Annotated in this window: 14 protein-coding genes; 8 read left to right on the top strand and 6 right to left on the bottom strand. The window is 72.8% G+C overall.

Translation table 11 applies throughout. From position 1 onward, the window contains the following. Nucleotides 1-28: 28 nt before the first annotated feature. From ACFYXK_RS17170 to ACFYXK_RS17160, 3 genes are all read left to right on the top strand, one after another. The gene (locus tag ACFYXK_RS17170) at nucleotides 29-925 is read left to right on the top strand and encodes an RNA polymerase sigma-70 factor (RefSeq protein WP_389411834.1); all 897 of its coding nucleotides are present in this window, start codon (nucleotides 29-31) and stop codon (nucleotides 923-925) included. Nucleotides 926-979: 54 nt separating this feature from the next. After that, the gene (locus ACFYXK_RS17165; protein WP_389411833.1) at nucleotides 980-1747 is read left to right on the top strand and encodes an SDR family oxidoreductase; all 768 of its coding nucleotides are present in this window, start codon (nucleotides 980-982) and stop codon (nucleotides 1745-1747) included. A gap of 165 nt (nucleotides 1748-1912) precedes the next feature. Continuing rightward, nucleotides 1913-2902, top strand: coding sequence for a CorA family divalent cation transporter (locus ACFYXK_RS17160; RefSeq protein WP_389411832.1), 990 nt, complete (start codon nucleotides 1913-1915; stop codon nucleotides 2900-2902). 60 nt (nucleotides 2903-2962) lie between these two features. Here the strand turns inward: ACFYXK_RS17160 and ACFYXK_RS17155 are convergent, their stop codons facing one another. Then, the gene (locus ACFYXK_RS17155; protein ID WP_389411831.1) at nucleotides 2963-4123 is read right to left on the bottom strand and encodes an ROK family transcriptional regulator; all 1161 of its coding nucleotides are present in this window, start codon (nucleotides 4121-4123) and stop codon (nucleotides 2963-2965) included. A 55-nt stretch (nucleotides 4124-4178) separates the two neighbouring features. On the opposite strand from ACFYXK_RS17155, the gene ACFYXK_RS17150 reads away from it, so the two are divergent. The 3 genes from ACFYXK_RS17150 to ACFYXK_RS17140 all read left to right on the top strand — a co-directional run bounded on the left by ACFYXK_RS17150 (nucleotide 4179) and on the right by ACFYXK_RS17140 (nucleotide 7604). Beyond that, nucleotides 4179-5393 (top strand): MFS transporter, encoded by a 1215-nt coding sequence (locus tag ACFYXK_RS17150; protein WP_389411830.1) that lies wholly within the window; start codon nucleotides 4179-4181, stop codon nucleotides 5391-5393. A 65-nt stretch (nucleotides 5394-5458) separates the two neighbouring features. Further along, nucleotides 5459-6886 (top strand): uracil-xanthine permease family protein, encoded by a 1428-nt coding sequence (locus tag ACFYXK_RS17145; RefSeq protein WP_389411829.1) that lies wholly within the window; start codon nucleotides 5459-5461, stop codon nucleotides 6884-6886. 76 nt (nucleotides 6887-6962) lie between these two features. Then, nucleotides 6963-7604, top strand: coding sequence for a DUF5995 family protein (locus tag ACFYXK_RS17140; protein WP_389411828.1), 642 nt, complete (start codon nucleotides 6963-6965; stop codon nucleotides 7602-7604). A 122-nt stretch (nucleotides 7605-7726) separates the two neighbouring features. On the opposite strand, the gene ACFYXK_RS17135 is transcribed toward ACFYXK_RS17140, so the two are convergent. The 3 genes from ACFYXK_RS17135 to ACFYXK_RS17125 form a co-directional block, all read right to left on the bottom strand. Continuing rightward, on the bottom strand, nucleotides 7727-9424 hold the full coding sequence (locus ACFYXK_RS17135) for a flavin monoamine oxidase family protein (RefSeq protein WP_389411827.1): 1698 nt from the start codon (nucleotides 9422-9424) through the stop codon (nucleotides 7727-7729). Nucleotides 9425-9475: 51 nt separating this feature from the next. Further along, nucleotides 9476-10276, bottom strand: a complete 801-nt coding sequence (locus ACFYXK_RS17130) for a carbon-nitrogen hydrolase family protein (protein WP_389411826.1) — start codon at nucleotides 10274-10276, stop codon at nucleotides 9476-9478. 169 nt (nucleotides 10277-10445) lie between these two features. Further along, nucleotides 10446-10817 carry a hypothetical protein gene (locus ACFYXK_RS17125; RefSeq protein ID WP_383511994.1) on the bottom strand — a complete coding sequence of 124 codons (372 nt, stop codon included), beginning with the start codon at nucleotides 10815-10817 and terminating at the stop codon, nucleotides 10446-10448. A gap of 499 nt (nucleotides 10818-11316) precedes the next feature. On the opposite strand from ACFYXK_RS17125, the gene ACFYXK_RS17120 reads away from it, so the two are divergent. Both ACFYXK_RS17120 and ACFYXK_RS17115 read left to right on the top strand, forming a co-directional pair. Next, on the top strand, nucleotides 11317-12033 hold the full coding sequence (locus tag ACFYXK_RS17120) for a GNAT family N-acetyltransferase (RefSeq protein WP_389411825.1): 717 nt from the start codon (nucleotides 11317-11319) through the stop codon (nucleotides 12031-12033). A 97-nt stretch (nucleotides 12034-12130) separates the two neighbouring features. Next, nucleotides 12131-12433 carry a WhiB family transcriptional regulator gene (locus ACFYXK_RS17115; RefSeq protein ID WP_383511998.1) on the top strand — a complete coding sequence of 101 codons (303 nt, stop codon included), beginning with the start codon at nucleotides 12131-12133 and terminating at the stop codon, nucleotides 12431-12433. Nucleotides 12434-12459: 26 nt separating this feature from the next. Here the strand turns inward: ACFYXK_RS17115 and ACFYXK_RS17110 are convergent, their stop codons facing one another. Together ACFYXK_RS17110 and ACFYXK_RS17105 are read right to left on the bottom strand one after the other, a co-directional pair. Continuing rightward, on the bottom strand, nucleotides 12460-12915 hold the full coding sequence (locus ACFYXK_RS17110) for an Lrp/AsnC family transcriptional regulator (protein ID WP_030027017.1): 456 nt from the start codon (nucleotides 12913-12915) through the stop codon (nucleotides 12460-12462). Between the two features lie 10 nt (nucleotides 12916-12925). Further along, a complete protein-coding gene (locus ACFYXK_RS17105; RefSeq protein ID WP_389411824.1) occupies nucleotides 12926-14395 on the bottom strand; it encodes an amino acid permease in 1470 nt (489 codons plus the stop codon). Between the last annotated feature and the right edge of the window lie 403 nt (nucleotides 14396-14798).

The raw sequence follows: 14798 nt of genomic DNA, 5'->3' as shown, positions 1-14798 counted from the left end.
TGCCGCGGCCCCCTCGTAGGCTGCTGCGGTGATCACACAGGACGCAGCACCCGTCGCGGACTTCGAGGAGCACCGGCCCCGGATGTTCGGCATCGCCTACCGCATGCTCGGCTCCGCCGCCGAGGCCGAGGACACCGTCCAGGACGCCTGGCTGCGCTGGAGCTCCGCCGGGCGCGAGGACGTCGAGCACCCCGGGGCCTGGCTCGCCAAGGTCGTCACCCGCCTGTGCCTGAACCGCCTCACCTCGGCGCGGGCCCGGCGCGAGGAGTACGTCGGCCCCTGGCTCCCGGAGCCGGTCCTCACCGGGGACGGGGCGCTCGGCCCGCTGGAGTCGGCGGAGCAGCGGGACAGCGTCTCCATGGCCCTGCTGGTGCTGCTGGAGCAGCTGACGCCGGTGGAGCGGGCGGTCTATGTGCTGCGCGAGGCGTTCGCGTACGGCCACCGGGAGATCGCTGGGCTCCTGGACCTGACCGAGGCCAACTGCCGGCAGCTCTACCGGCGGGCCGCGGTCCGGGTGGCCGCGGGCCGGGCGGCCGGGCCGCGCCCCCGCTTCGAGCCGGATCCGGCGCAGTGGCAGAGCCTGGTCGAGACCTTCCTGACGGCGGCGCGCGACGGCGACCTGGCCCGGCTGGAGGGCCTGCTGACCGCCGACGTGCGGTACGTGGCGGACGGCGGCGGGATCGTGGGCGCGGCCCGGCGGCCGATCCTGGGTCCGGACAAGGTGGCGCGCTTCCTGGTGGGCGCGCTGCGCAAGTTCGCGGCCGGCCTGCCGATCTCGTTCGCGGAGGTCAACGGGGAGCCCGCGCTGATCGTGGGCGGGACGGTCCTGCAGGTGGAGACGGAGGGCGGGCTGGTCCGCGAGGTGCGGAGCGTGGTGAATCCGCAGAAGCTGGAATTCCTTCAGCGGCAGCTGTCACGTTCCTGAGGGCTGTCCGGTCCCAGCTGGTGAACGCACCCCTTCAGGGAAGGAACGGACACCATGAGCACGATCCTCGTCACCGGAGGCACCGGAAACCTCGGCGCGCTGGTCGTCACCCGGCTGCGGGCGGCGGGCCACGACGTACGGGTCCTGAGCCGGCACGCGAAGGACCACCCGGTCGACCTGCGGGACGGCAGCGGGCTGGACGCGGCGATGGCGGGCGCGGAGGTCGTCGTGCACTGCGCGAGCAGCCCGCGGGGCGGCGACGACGTGGCCGCCGGGCACCTCATCGAGGCGGCCCGGCGGGCCGGGACGGTCACCAACATCGTCTACATCTCGATCGTCGGGGTGGACGTGGTCCCGTTCGGCTACTACACGGTGAAGTACAAGGTCGAGCGGATGCTGGAGGCGTCCGGGCTGGGCGTGACGATCCTGCGGACCACGCAGTTCCACGACCTGGTGGCCATGGCGGTGGACGCGCTGGCGAAGGTGCCCGTGGTGCCGCTGCCGCTGCCGAAGGGGGTCAGGGTGCAGCCGGTCGCCGTGGCGGAGGTCGCCGACCGGATGGCGGAACTCGCCGTCCCCACCCCGGCGGGCCGGGTCACGGACATGGGCGGTCCGGAGATCCACACGCTGGTGGAGCTGGGCCGGTCGTACCTGGCGGCGACGGGGCGGCGGCGCAAGGTGTTCCCGCTGCCCCTGGCGGGGAAGGCGTACGCGGCCTTCCGCCGCGGCGGCAACCTGACCCCGTCCCACGCCGTCGGCAAGGGCACCTTCGCCGAGTTCCTGACGGCCCGGGCAGCCGAGGCCGCGAAGGCCGGGGGCTGAGCCGGGGCCGGGGCCGGGCGAGGCGGGGGCTGAGCCGGGCGTGGGGCGCGGCCGCCATGTGGAGTCATCGGTGCGCCTGCCCGGTCTCCATGGGGAACAATGCGGTAGATACCGTCACAAGACGACCCACTGCATGACCCACGGCATGATCCACGGTGAGGGGCGATGATCGTTTCGGTGGTGTCCATGCCGGAGGGCATCGCGCGGCGCACCCCGGTGTCGGAGGCCCGTGAGCGGCTCGCGGCAGCCCGTTTCCTGTTCGTGGACGCGGAGCTGCCCGAGGAGGACACCCCCGGCGGACAGCCGGTCGCCCACCTGCTCGGCCTGGAGGCCCAGGACCTGGAGTGGCTCGGCCGGGAGAGGGAATCCGTCCGAGCCGAGTTCCGCGGCGACAGCGCCGCGTTCGTCGTCCCCGCGATCGAGGCGGGCCAGGTCATCCACATCCACGTCGTGGCCACCGAGCGGTACCTGCTCACGGTGCACCGGGGACCGGTCGGGCTGGTGGAGAGCCTCACCGCCCGCTTCCCGCACGAGCGGCCCCCGGACGCCGTGGCCACGCTGTTCCTGCTGCTGGGCGAGGCCCTGGAGACGTACCGGCGCGCTGCCGTCCGGGCCCTCCTGGAGGTGGAGGACCTGGAGGACGAGATGTTCCGGCGGCGGGAGCCGGAGCAGCTCTACCGCCTGGCGCGACTGCGCCGGACCGCGGCCCTCCTGCACCACACGCTCCTCCCCTACCACCAGGCGGCGGACGAGACGATCACGCGCAGGGTGCTGAACCCCAATTTCCCGCAGGAGCGCCAGCGGCTCGCCCGCGAGTACCAGCGCACGTCGAGGCTGGTGCTCACGGAGATCGAGGCACTCCAGGAGGCCGCCCGGCGGGGCTTCGGCACCTACTCCTCGCTCGTGTCCGGCGAGCAGAACGGCGTGATCAACCGTCTGGCGATCGTGTCGACGATCTTTCTGCCGCTGACCTTCCTGACCGGGTTCTTCGGTATGAACTTCGCCTACCTGACGGACGAGTTGGAGAGCGGGGCCGTCTTCTGGCTGCTCGCCGTGGGCCTCCAGGTGCTCTTCCTGGTCGGCGCGTTCTACGTACTGCACCGCACCCGTATCTGGCGCCGGCTGCGCGACGACGAAGGCATCGACGACGAGTAGCTCGTCCGGCCGGGCGCGACCCGGTGCGCGGCCCGGTCGGCCCGGTCGGCCCGGTGCCGCTCAGGGGGCGAAGAGGTCCGCCTGCGCGGCTTCGCGGGCGGCCAGGCGTGCACCCGCGAGGACGGCCGGATCGCCGAGGGAAGTGGCGCGGACCTCCATCGGCACCGGCGTCAGCGTGGTCAGCCGGCGGCCGACCGCGGCCGCCAGGCCGGCGCCGCCCGCGTGGCCCAACTCGCCCGCCAGGACCAGGCACCCCGGGTCCAGGACCGCCGCGACGGCCGCCGCGCCCAGGGCGAGCCGCTGCGCCAGCGCCTCGAGGAAGGCCTCGCCCGCGGCGCCCGCCACCGCCTCCTGCACCGGCCCGGCCCAGCCGTGCTCCGCCGCGAGCGCGGCCACCGCGTCCCGGCCGACCAGAGCGTGGAACCCGCCCCCGCAGTCCGTGGCGGAGGGCAGCCGGCCCGTGCCCGGCACCGGCAGGAAGCCGATCTCCCCCGCCCCGCCCGACGCGCCCCGCCGCAGCCGCCCGTCCAGAACCACCGCCGCGCCGACGCCCGCGCCGAGCCACAGCAGCACGAAGGAGTCCAGGTCCCGCGCGGCGCCGAGCCGCTGTTCGGCGAGGGCCGCGAGGTTGGTCTCGTTCTCCACGACCACCGTGGCCGGCAGCCGCCGCCGCAGGGCCGCCACCAGGTCCTGGTGCCAGGAGGGCAGGCCGACGGTGCTGCGCAGCACGCCGTCGGAGGGGGCCACCAGGCCCGGGGCGCCGACCACCACGGTGTGCAGCCGGTCCGCGCCGGCCTCCCGCGCGAGCGCCTCGAGCAGGTCCACCGCTTCGTCGACCGCGTCCACCGGGAGCTCGGCCTGGGCGAGCGGGCGGCCGAGCAGGTCCGCGACCACCGCGGTGGCGCTGTCCGTCCGGACGTCCAGGGCCGCCAGGTACGCGCGGCGGGCGACGATCCCGTACAGCCGGGCATTGGGGCCGCGGCGCTGTTCGCCCGACTCCCCCACGACCTCGATGAGCCCGGCCCCGGTCAGCCGCTCGACGAGATCGGCGACCGACGGGCGGGAGAGGCCGGTCATCGTCTTGAGCTGAGTGGCGGTCAGCGGCCCTTCCTCCTGGAGGAGTCGCAGGGCGAGACGGTCGTTGATGGCCCGGGCCGTGCTCGGCGACGCGGGCGACGGAGCGGCGGCGGTCAGCACCTTGGCAGGAGTCACGGCGCCCATCTTAGGTACCTCGTCCGCACTAACTATCAGGCAGGGTCCCTGATAGTTTAGTCCCATGACAGGGGAAACAGACCTCGGCCCGGCGCGCCTGCGCCGGGCCCGCATCGCCATCGCCGCCGTCTTCTGCACCCACGGTGCCGTGACCGGCTCCTTCGCCACCCGCATCCCCTGGATCCAGGAGCACGCGCAGCTCGGCGCGGGCACCCTGGGCCTGGCCCTGGCCTTCCCCGCGCTGGGCGCCGCGGTCGCGATGCCGCTGGCCGGCCGGATCAACCACCGCTTCGGCGCCCGCGCCGCGCTGCGCGGGCTGCTCTCGCTGTGGACCCTGTCCCTGATCCTGCCGAGCCTCGCCCCGAACCTGGCCGTCCTGTGTTTCGTCCTCTTCGTCTACGGGGCGACGGCCGGGATGTCGGACGTCGCGATGAACGCGCTGGGCGTGGAGACCGAGAACCGGCTCGGCCGCTCGATCATGTCCTCGCTGCACGGCATGTGGAGCGTGGGTGCGCTGCTCGGCTCGGCGGCGGGCACGGTCGCCGCCCACGCCGGGGCCGATGCCCGGCTGCACCACCTCGTCGCCGCGCTCGCCCTGACCGCGGCCGGGCTGATCGCCGTACGGGGGGTGCTGGATCTGCGCAGCGCCGCGGAGGCCGAGGCGCCGCCGCACTTCGCGCTGCCCCCGAGGTCGGCGCTGCTGATCGGCGCGATCGGGTTCTGCGCGGTCTTCGCGGAGGGCGCGAGCCTGGACTGGTCCGCGGTCTATCTGCGGGACGTCCTGGACACGGACGCAGGTCTCGCGGCCGCCTCCACCACTGCGTTCGCGCTCACCATGGCCGTCGCCCGGCTCGCCGGGGACCGGGTGGTGGACCGGTTCGGGCCGGTGCGCACGGTCCGGGCGGGCGGGGTGGTGGCCACCGCGGGCGGGCTGCTCGTGGTGACGGCCCACCACCCGGCCGCGGCGCTGGCGGGCTTCGGCCTGATCGGACTCGGCATCGCGGTGGTGGTCCCGCTGGCGTTCGCGGCGGCCGCGCGCAGCGGGCCGGCTCCTGCGCAGGCCATCGCGGGCGTCGCGACGATCACGTACACCTCGGGGCTGATCGCCCCGTCGGCGATCGGTGCGGTGGCGGACGCGACCTCGCTCGTGGTGTCCTTCGGGCTGGTCACCCTGCTGGCGTTCGCGCTCGTCGCGGGGGCCGCCGTACTGCGGCAGAGGCCGGCGGCCGCGGACTCCAGGCCCGCAGACCTGGACGAACCAGCAGGTATCCGGCCGTAATATTGCGCGGGCGCTGCTCTGCGGCCCGGATGCTTGATCGATCGGTTCGACGGAAGTGGTGGAACATGGGCCTCGGCGTGCGCTGGACCCTGCACGGAGACGGGCGGACCCCCGCCCCCGGCGCGGTGGTGCGGCCGGACGAGCGGCTGTCGTGGCCGCGTACCGCCGGGCTCGGTGCCCAGCACGTCGTGGCGATGTTCGGGGCGAGCTTCGTCGCTCCGGTCCTGATGGGCCTGGACCCGAACCTGGCCATCATGATGTCGGGCGTCGCGACGGCGATCTTCCTGCTCGCCACGCGCGGGCGGGTCCCCTCGTACCTGGGCTGCTCGCTCTCCTTCGTCGGTGTCGCGGCGGCGATCCGGGCGGGCGGCGGGGACAGTGCGGTCGTCACGGGCGCGGTGTTCGTGGTCGGCGCGGCGCTGTGCCTGGCCGGGCTCGCGGTGCAGCGGTTCGGGGCGCGGATCATCCACGCGGCGATGCCGCCGGTGGTGACGGGCGCGGTGGTCATGCTGATCGGCTTCAACCTGGCGCCGGTGACGGCCTCGACGTACTGGCCGCAGGACCAGTGGACGGCGCTGCTGACCATGCTGGTCACCGGGGCGGCCGTGGTCTGCCTGCGCGGTTTCTGGTCGCGCATCGCGATCTTCCTCGGGCTGCTCTTCGGGTACGCCCTCTCCTGGGTCCTCGACCTGCTCTTCGGCAAGATCCACTCGACGGTGGGCGGGCAGGAGGCCGTCGACCACTGGCGGCTCGACCTCTCCGGGGTGGGCAAGGCCGACTGGATCGGTCTGCCGTCCTTCCACGCGCCGCAGTTCGAGTGGTCGGCGATCCTGATCGCGCTGCCGGTGGTGATCGCCCTGATCGCGGAGAACGCCGGGCACATCAAGGCCGTCGGCGAGATGACCGGCGATCCGCTCGACGACGAGCTCGGCACCGCGATCGCCGCCGACGGCGCCGCGTCCATGCTGTCCACGGCGGTCGGCGGCCCGCCGAACACCACGTACTCCGAGAACATCGGCGTCATGGCGGCCACCCGGGTCTACTCGACGGCGGCCTACTGGGCGGCGGCGTGCTTCGCGCTGCTCTTCGGCCTGTGCCCGAAGTTCGGGGCGGTCGTGGCCGCGATCCCCGGCGGCGTGCTGGGCGGCATCACCGTGATCCTGTACGGGATGATCGGCCTGCTCGGCGCCCAGATCTGGATCAACGGCGGGGTGGACCTGCGCAATCCGCTGAACCTGGTGCCGGCCGCGGCGGGCATCATCATCGGCATCGGCGGGGTGGAGCTGCACCTCACGGACAGCTTCGAGCTGGGCGGTATCGCGCTCGGCACGATCGTGGTGATCACCGGGTACCACACGCTGCGGTACTTCGCGCCGGCGCACCTGAAGACGCAGGAGCCGCTGCTCGACTCGGGCACCTCGGCGTACGACGCGGGCGATGCGGGCGAGGCGGGTCCGGGCGGGGAAACCGCCCAGCGGGACACGCCTTCCTGAGCCGGGTTCGCCCGAACCGGGGAAGCACACGGCCAAGTTCCCCGGATCCGCACCGCCGGCTGGGAACCTGCCTCCCATGGAAGCGGTGCTCGCGCGGATGCGCGCCCTGGACGAGCGGCTCCCCGCGCAGGACGGTGTCGCCGTCTTCAACCGGGTGTACCTGACGGTGACCGAGACGCTGCACGCCCGCATCTCCCACGGGGAGTTCCCCGTGCCGCGGCGCGCGGAGGCGCTCAGCGTACGGTTCGCGGAGCGGTACCTGTCGGCGGTGGAGGCCGACCGGGCCCCGGCGTGCTGGCGGCCGCTGCTGCAGTACCGCCGCCACCCCGGGATCCGCCCGCTGCAGCACGCGCTGGCGGGGATCAACGCGCACATCGGGCACGACCTCGCGCTGGCGGTGGTGGCCACCTGCCGGGCGCTGGACTGCGAACCGCGGGCCCTGGAAGCGGACTTCGACCGGGTCGGCGACACCCTGGTCTGCCTGGAGGAGCACATCCGGGAGGACCTGATGCCGGGCCCGGACCTGCTGGAGGTCGCCGACCCGCTGACGCACCTGCTCGGTTCGTGGAGCCTGGACCGGGCCCGGGGAGCGGCCTGGTCGGCGGCCCGCCTGCTGTGGACCCTGCGCCGCTCCCCCGACCTGGCCGAGGAGTTCACGGATTCCCTGGACGCGGGCGTCGGCCTGGTCGGCCGCTGCCTCCTCACCCCGACGTGCTGAGCCCGGCGCCCTGAGCGCGCGTACGCCGCGCCGCGCCGCGCCGCGGACGTGAAAACGGGCCGCCGCCGCGCTGTGTACGCGGGGGCGGCCCGTGGTCACGGGGCCGGAGGGGCCGGAGCGGGTCAGTCCTCCGGGAGTTCGACCGGGGCGATCTCGTCGTAGACGTCGCCCGGGCCGGGGTTGGTGGCGTCCGTGGAGCCGCCGAGGTGGTGCATGACGCCCCAGACCGCGTTCAGCGCCGTCTGGACCGCGCCCTCGGCCCAGCCCGCCGTCCAGGAGATGTCGTCGCCCGCGAGGAAGATGCCGCGCTTGTCCTCGGGGAGGCGGTCCTGCATGAAGTGGGTGAACAGGCGCCGCTGGTAGCGGTAGTGGCCCGGCAGGTTGGCCTTGAACGCGCCCATGAAGTAGGGCTCGTTCTCCCACGACACGGTCACCGGGTTGCCGATGACGTGGCGGCGGATGTCGACCTTGGGGTAGATCTCGCCGAGGGACTTCAGCATGACCTCCATCCGCTCGTTCGCGGACAGCGGCAGCCACTTGAGGCTGTCGTCGCACCAGGTGTACGAGAGGCAGATGACGGCCGGCTGGTCCGGGCCGTTGTCCAGGAGGTAGGTACCGCGGGTCATGCGGTCCGTGAGGGTCATCGACATGACGTCGCGGCCGGTCTCCTCGTCCTTGTCCAGCCAGAACGGCCGGTCCACGGGGATGAAGAGCTTGGACGACTCCATGTAGTGGGTGCGCTCGATCGCCGTCCAGTGGTCGATCGGGAAGAGCGTGTCGTCGCACGCGATCTTCGACAGGAGCATCCAGGACTGGGCCGTGAAGATCGCGGCGCGGTACGTACGGATGTCGCCGTCGGCGTCGGTCACCGTGATGCGGTTGCCGGCCGTGCGGTGCAGGCGGGTCACCGCCGGGCGCGGGGTGCCCTCGTGCAGGGAGGACAGCGAGGTGCCCTGGGCCCAGTGGACGATCTTCTCGGGCTCGCGCTCCCACAGGCGCACCGGCAGCTGCTGCGAGCCGCCGACGATGCCGCGGTGGTGGTCGTCCGCCTCGGTGTAGACGACGCGCAGGATCTCCAGGATGGAGTTCGGGAAGTCGGTGTCCCAGCCGCCGGTGCCGAAGCCGACCTGGCCGAAGATCTCGCGCTTGCGGAAGGACTGGAAGGCCTCGGACTTGCACAGGAAGCCGTAGAAGGTCTCGTCGTCGAGCTTCTCGACGAGCTTGGCCCAGATCTCGCGGATGCGCGGGACGTCCCGCTCGCGCATCGCGGTGTTCATGTCGGAGAAGTCGGCGCCCTCGTCGAGGCAGGCGTTCCACGCGTCGGCGACGTCGCGGTAGATCTGCGGGAGGTCGGCGATCGTCTCGGCGTAGTGGGTCTCGCCCTTGAGGTCCACGACCGTCGAGGGGGTGGCCTCGGCGAGCGGGTTCGGGAAGGGCTCGGTGACCAGGCCGACGAGGTCGATGTAGTGCTGGAGCGCCGTGGAGGACGGCGGGAAGCGCATGGCGCCCATCTCCGCGGTCAGGCCCTCGGTGCCGGCGCCCTCGAAGCCGACGGTGCGCAGCCGGCCGCCGATCTGGTCCGCTTCGTAGACGACGGGCTTGAGGCCCATCTTCATCAGCTCGTACGCCGAGATGATGCCGGACAGGCCGCCGCCGATGACCGCGACCTCGGTGCCGTGCTCCGTCGCCGGTATCTGGCCCAGGCCCGCCGGGTGGGCCAGGAAGTCGTCGTACGCGTACGGGAAGTCCGGGCCGAACATGGTGATCGGCGGCTGTCCGTCGCTGTGCGGGACGGCGGTGGTGGGCACCGTGGACGTCATGGGGTACGGCTCCTTGCGGGGGTGGGGCAGGGGGGAGGGCGGTGGCGGGACTCAGACGAGGGACGCGTAGAGCCCGGGGCGGCGGTCGCGCAGGTACGGGTTGTTCTCGCGCGAGGCGGTCAGCAGCTCGGGGTCGGCCTCGCCGATCACCAGCTCCTCGCCGCGGCCGGCCCGGGTGCGGGTGACCCCGTCGGGGCTCGCCAGGCAGCTGAGTCCGACGAACTCGAACTCGCCTTCCGGACCGGTGCGGTTGACGTACGCGATGTACATCTGGTTCTCGAAGGCCCTTACGGGGACCAGCTGTTCGGCGACGAACTGGAACGGGTGCATCTGCGCGGTCGGCACCAGGAGGAGGTCGGTGCCGGCCAGCGCGTGGGAGCGGACGTTCTCCGGGAACTCCACGTCGTAGCAGATCATGATGCCGATGCGGAGGCCGTTCAGCTCCGCCTGGACGACGGGGGTGTCGCCGGGCGTGAAGGCGTCCTGCTCGAAGCAGCCGAACAGGTGGGTCTTGCGGTAGTTCGCCAGCCGGACCCCGTCCGGGCCGACGAGCTGGGCCGCGTTGTACACGGTGTCGCCCTCGCGCTCCGGGTAGCCGTACAGGACGGCCACCCCGTGGCGGCGGGCGATCTCGCCGATGGCGCGGGCCGACATGCCGTCGGCCGCCTCGGCGAGGGCGGCGATGTCCTGGACCTCCAGCGCGTAGCCGGTCAGGAACATCTCCGAGGTCACGAGGAGTCCGGCACCCGCCTGTGCGGCGCGCTCCACGGCCTCGTCGAGCGCCTTGAGGTTCTCGGCGGTGTCGCCGAGCCGTCCGGAGCTCTGGAGGAGGGCGGTGCGCAGCGGGGGCATGGGCGTACCTCTGTGGCAGGAGGGGTGGGGGTCCTATTGAAGGTACGTTCGCGCGTTCGACCCCGACAAGCCGTGACCGTTGCGCTCCGCGCATCGATTCGTTGCGTGTTTTGCGGTGGGGACGGAGATTCGTTGCGCGGGCTCCTCACGGTTCCCCCCTGCCGGGGGGTTACGTGTCGCTGCGGAAAGCCGGGTGGGCGCGCAGTCGCCGCAGGTCGTCGAGGATATCGTCCGTGTCGTTGCCGACGATGCGACCGCTCCAGGTGTCGCACAGGGCGGGGACGGCGAGCGCGCCGTCGTAGTGTCCGGCGGCCTCGTAGGCCCGGCGCAGCGCGGTGTACGAGGCGGGCGGGCCGAGCACGGTGGTGGCCACGGAGCCCTCCAGGCCGAGCCGGGCGAGGGCGGCCGAGACGCGCAGGGAGCCGGGACAGGCGGCGGACAGGTAGAGGCGGTAGCGGTACGGCACCGGCGAGAAGCCGGCGCCGATGCGGCCGCGCAGGACGGGGGCCGGACCGGTACGGGGCAGGACGGTGTGGAGCATGACTCTCCTGGGGGCGGGCACGAAGACGTGGCGGACGTCCCGGCGGGCGGGGGCGCGCGCCGGGTCACAGGGGTCGTGCGGGGACCGTACGCGGCGTGGGCCCGGGCGCGGGCGGCACGCACGGTGCGGCGGCGGGGTGGACGCCGCCGGTGTGCGCGGCGAGCGGTCCGCGGAACCGGGCCCGCGGCGGCGGGGAGGCCGTGCGCGGCGTACGGAGGGCCGGGGGTGTCAGATGCCCGGGCGGAATGCGCTGCACACGCGCCGCAGATCGATGTGCAGGCGCCGGGTCAGCCACCAGCGGCGCAGGATCCGTATCCCCGCGACCGCCGTCCTGGCCATCTCCACCGGCTCCGTCCCGCCCTTGGGGCATAAACCCGCCCGCGACGGACGCTGACTGGGGTGACCGTCGTCACCAGCAGTCTCGTGGCGGTGCGCGGGGCCGTCAAGAACGCGGTGGACGGGCCTGCGGCCGCTGCCGAGGGAAGGAGTTCGCCACCCCATGTCGTCCGACACCGGCACGGCCGCGCCCGTGCACGTACTCGACAATCCGGTCTGGGCTGCGCTGACCGGCCCGAGCCGCGCCTTCGCCGAGACCGGGCCCGCCGGCCTCGCGGCCCGGTACGTCGCGCAGGCCTCGCCGTTCGCCGCGCTCGCGGACCCGGACGACCCGCGGGCCTGGGCCGATCTGGCCGCGCTGGCCGGGCCCGGCGCCGCGGTCTGGGTCACCGGGCTGCCGACCCCGCCCGCGGGGTGGACGACGGAGGCCTCGATACCGGGCGTACAGCTGGACGGCGGGGCGGTACGGGCCGAGGCCGCGCCCGAAGCGGTCCTGCTGGGGCCCGGCGACGTCCCGGAGATGCGGGAGCTGGTCGACCTGACGAAGCCGGGGCCGTTCCTGGCGCGCACCGTCGAGCTGGGCACGTACCTCGGGATCCGGCACGAGGGCCGGCTCGTCGCGATGGCCGGGGAGCGGATGCGGCCGCCGGGCTGGTCGGAGATCAGCGCGGTGTGCACGCACCCGGACCACCGGGGCCGGGGGCTCGCGGGCCGGCTGATCCGGGCGGTGGCCGCCGGGATCCGGGAGCGCGGCGATCGCCCGTTCCTGCATGCGGCGGCGGACAACACCGGGGCGATCGCACTGTACGAGTCGATGGGGTTCACGCTGCGGCGCCGGCCGCTCTTCATCGGGCTGCGCACCCCGGACGCCGGAGCCTGACGGGGCGCCGCCGTACGGCCGGGGCGGAGCGGCAGGTTTCACGGGGCGCTGAGTGGTCACACGCGAGGGCATGCCGATGAAACCGAAAGGAACTGCCATGACCGACGTCTCCCGCCTGCCCGGCGCCGCGCACCATCACTGGCAGTGGCAGCTGCGGGCCGCCTGCCGGGATCTGGGCACCGGCCGGTTCTTCCATCCCGCGGGTGAGCGGGGCGAGGAGCGGGAGGACCGCGACGAGGCCGCGAAGCGGGTCTGTGCGGTCTGCCCGGTGAGGGCCGCGTGCCTGGAGCACGCGCTGAGGACCCGCGAGCCGTTCGGGGTGTGGGGCGGGCTGACCGAAGAGGAACGCCGGGCCCTGTGGGACCCGGCGCACACCGCTGCGGCCCGCACGACGGCGTAGGGCCGTGCCCGGCGGGCCGGGCCCGCCTATGCAGGTGCGCCGGAGGTGAAGCGGCGCAGTAGCGGGGAGAGGACGAGCACCGACTTGGTGCGCTCCACGAAGGGCTCGCCCGCGATGCGCTCGAGCACCCGCTCGAAGTGCCTCATGTCGGAGGCGAAGATCTGGACGAGGGCGTCCGCGTCGCCGGTGACGGTCGACGCGGACACCACCTCGGGGTACCGCTCCAACCCCCGCCGGATGTCGTCCGGCGAGGTGTTGTGGCGACAGTAGATCTCGATGAAGCCCTCGGTCTCCCAGCCCATCGCGGCGGGGTCGACGCGGACGGTGAAGCCGGTGATGGCTCCCTCGGCCCGCAGCCGGTCCACGCGTCGCTTCACGGCGGGGGCCGAGAGGCCGACCTCGGAGCCGATGTCCGCGTAGGAGCGGCGGGCGTCCTCGGCGAGGGCGTGCACGATGCGTTCGTCGAGATCGTTCAGTCGCACTGCGGGTGGATCACTTTTCTGCTGTGGCCACGTCTTCCGTGGCCAGGCGGGAGCGGCGGATGCCGTACACGAAGTAGAACACGAGGCCCACGAGCATCCAGCCACCGAAGACCATCCACGTGGCCGTATCGAGCTCGGTCATCATGTAGCCGCAAGCGATGGCGCCCAGGATCGGGGTGACGGGGAAGAGTGCCACCTTGAAGGTGCGCGGCATGTCCGGGCGGGTCCTGCGCAGGATGATGACGGCTACGTTGACCAGGCCGAAGGCGAAGAGGGTGCCGATGCTGGTGGCGTCGGCGAGCTTGCCCAGCGGGATGAAGGCCGCGAGGACACCGCAGAACAGGGAGACGATCACCACGTTGGCGCGGGGGGCTCCGGTCTTCTCGTCGACCTTGGCGAAGACCTTGGGGACGAGGCCGTCGCGCGCCATCGCGAAGAGGATGCGGGTCTGGCCGTACAGGACAGCGAAGACCACGGAGAAGATCGCGACGACGGCGCCGGCGGCGAGGACGACGCCCCAGACGCTGTTGCCCGTGACGTCGGTCATGATCTGTGCGAGCGCGGCCTCGGTGCCCTCGAAGTCCTGCCACGGCATGGCGCCGACGGCGACGAAGGCGACGAGCACGTAGAGGGCGGTGACGATGGCCAGCGAGAGCATGATCGCGCGCGGCAGGTCCTTCTTCGGGTTCTTGGCTTCCTCACCGGCGGTGGAGGCGGCGTCGAAGCCGATGTAGGAGAAGAAGAGGGTGGAGGCGGCGGCGCTGATGCCGGTGACCCCGAGCGGGGCCAGCGGGGTGTAGTTGCCGGCCTTGATGCCCATGACGCCGATGCCGATGAAGAGCACCAGGGTGACGATCTTCACCGCGACCATGATCGAGTTGACCGTCGCGCTCTCCTTGGCGCCACGCATCAGGAAGACCATCGAAAGCAGGACGACGACCAGCGCCGGAAGGTTGATGAACCCGCCGTCGCCCAGCGGTGCGGACACCGCGTCGGGGACGGTGACGCCTATGGTCCCGTCGAGGAGCTCGTTGAGGTACTGGCCCCAGCCGACGGCGACGGCCGCGACGGAGACGGCGTACTCCAGGACCAGGCACCAGCCGCAGATCCAGGCGATCAGCTCGCCCATGGTGGCGTACGCGTACGAATACGAGGAGCCGGAGACCGGGACGGAGCCGGCCAGCTCGGCGTAGGACAGGGCCGAGAACAAGGCGGTCAGACCCGCGAGGATGAAGGAGATCGTCACGGCGGGGCCGGCCTTGGGGGTGGCGGTGCCGAGGACGACGAAGATGCCGGTGCCCAGGGTGGCGCCGATGCTGATCATGGTCAGCTGCCACATGGTGAGCGAGCGGCGCAGCGTGCCGCCCTCGCCCTGGCCGCCCTCGGAGACGAGCCGCTCGACGGGCTTGCGCCGGAGCAGCGGGTTCACGGGCTTGCGCGTCTCCGGGGAGAGCGGGGGTGCCTGGCCCTGATCGAGCACGGGGGGACTCCTTAGACACTGCGGATGGGGACTGAGGCATCGACCGCAGCGGTCCGGAGCAGGACACAGACATGAGCCTGGGCATGGGGAGGACCGCCGAGCAGGCGGTCCACGCCACTCCACGTACAGCGAGTGAGCCTACGAGCTGAGTGATACCGCCCGTAATGCACCATCCTTGCACATTGCCGCACGATCGTTGCGCGGATCTGTCCTGGATGGTCCTTCGTTGCGCACGGATGATCGATCAGTGCGCACGGCTCCTTCACCCCCATTATTGACACCTCGTCAGATCTGCCCGAGCATGCCGCCGGGTCGGGCCCGATCGCACGGGTGCGCTCCCGCGGCGGTGAACCGGGCCCGTGCGGGGTACGGGTGAACGCGGTGGCAGCGGGGGCTGCGGACT

The sequence above is a fragment of the Streptomyces sp. NPDC002209 genome, assembly GCF_042890265.1.
GTDB lineage: Bacteria > Actinomycetota > Actinomycetes > Streptomycetales > Streptomycetaceae > Streptomyces.
The sequence above is the reverse complement of the archived record's forward strand: the minus strand, read 5'-3'. Positions and strand labels throughout refer to the sequence as shown.

Bases quoted from the DNA above. Each gene is read 5' to 3' on its own strand.
- ACFYXK_RS17165 (WP_389411833.1), top strand. From the start codon at position 980: ATGAGCACGATCCTCGTCACCGGAGGCACCGGAAACCTCGGCGCGCTG.
- ACFYXK_RS17160 (WP_389411832.1), top strand. From the start codon at position 1,913: ATGATCGTTTCGGTGGTGTCCATGCCGGAGGGCATCGCGCGGCGCACC.
- ACFYXK_RS17155 (WP_389411831.1), bottom strand. From the start codon at position 4,123: ATGGGCGCCGTGACTCCTGCCAAGGTGCTGACCGCCGCCGCTCCGTCG.
- ACFYXK_RS17150 (WP_389411830.1), top strand. From the start codon at position 4,179: ATGACAGGGGAAACAGACCTCGGCCCGGCGCGCCTGCGCCGGGCCCGC.
- ACFYXK_RS17145 (WP_389411829.1), top strand. From the start codon at position 5,459: ATGGGCCTCGGCGTGCGCTGGACCCTGCACGGAGACGGGCGGACCCCC.
- ACFYXK_RS17140 (WP_389411828.1), top strand. From the start codon at position 6,963: ATGGAAGCGGTGCTCGCGCGGATGCGCGCCCTGGACGAGCGGCTCCCC.
- ACFYXK_RS17135 (WP_389411827.1), bottom strand. From the start codon at position 9,424: ATGACGTCCACGGTGCCCACCACCGCCGTCCCGCACAGCGACGGACAG.
- ACFYXK_RS17130 (WP_389411826.1), bottom strand. From the start codon at position 10,276: ATGCCCCCGCTGCGCACCGCCCTCCTCCAGAGCTCCGGACGGCTCGGC.
- ACFYXK_RS17125 (WP_383511994.1), bottom strand. From the start codon at position 10,817: ATGCTCCACACCGTCCTGCCCCGTACCGGTCCGGCCCCCGTCCTGCGC.
- ACFYXK_RS17120 (WP_389411825.1), top strand. From the start codon at position 11,317: ATGTCGTCCGACACCGGCACGGCCGCGCCCGTGCACGTACTCGACAAT.
- ACFYXK_RS17115 (WP_383511998.1), top strand. From the start codon at position 12,131: ATGACCGACGTCTCCCGCCTGCCCGGCGCCGCGCACCATCACTGGCAG.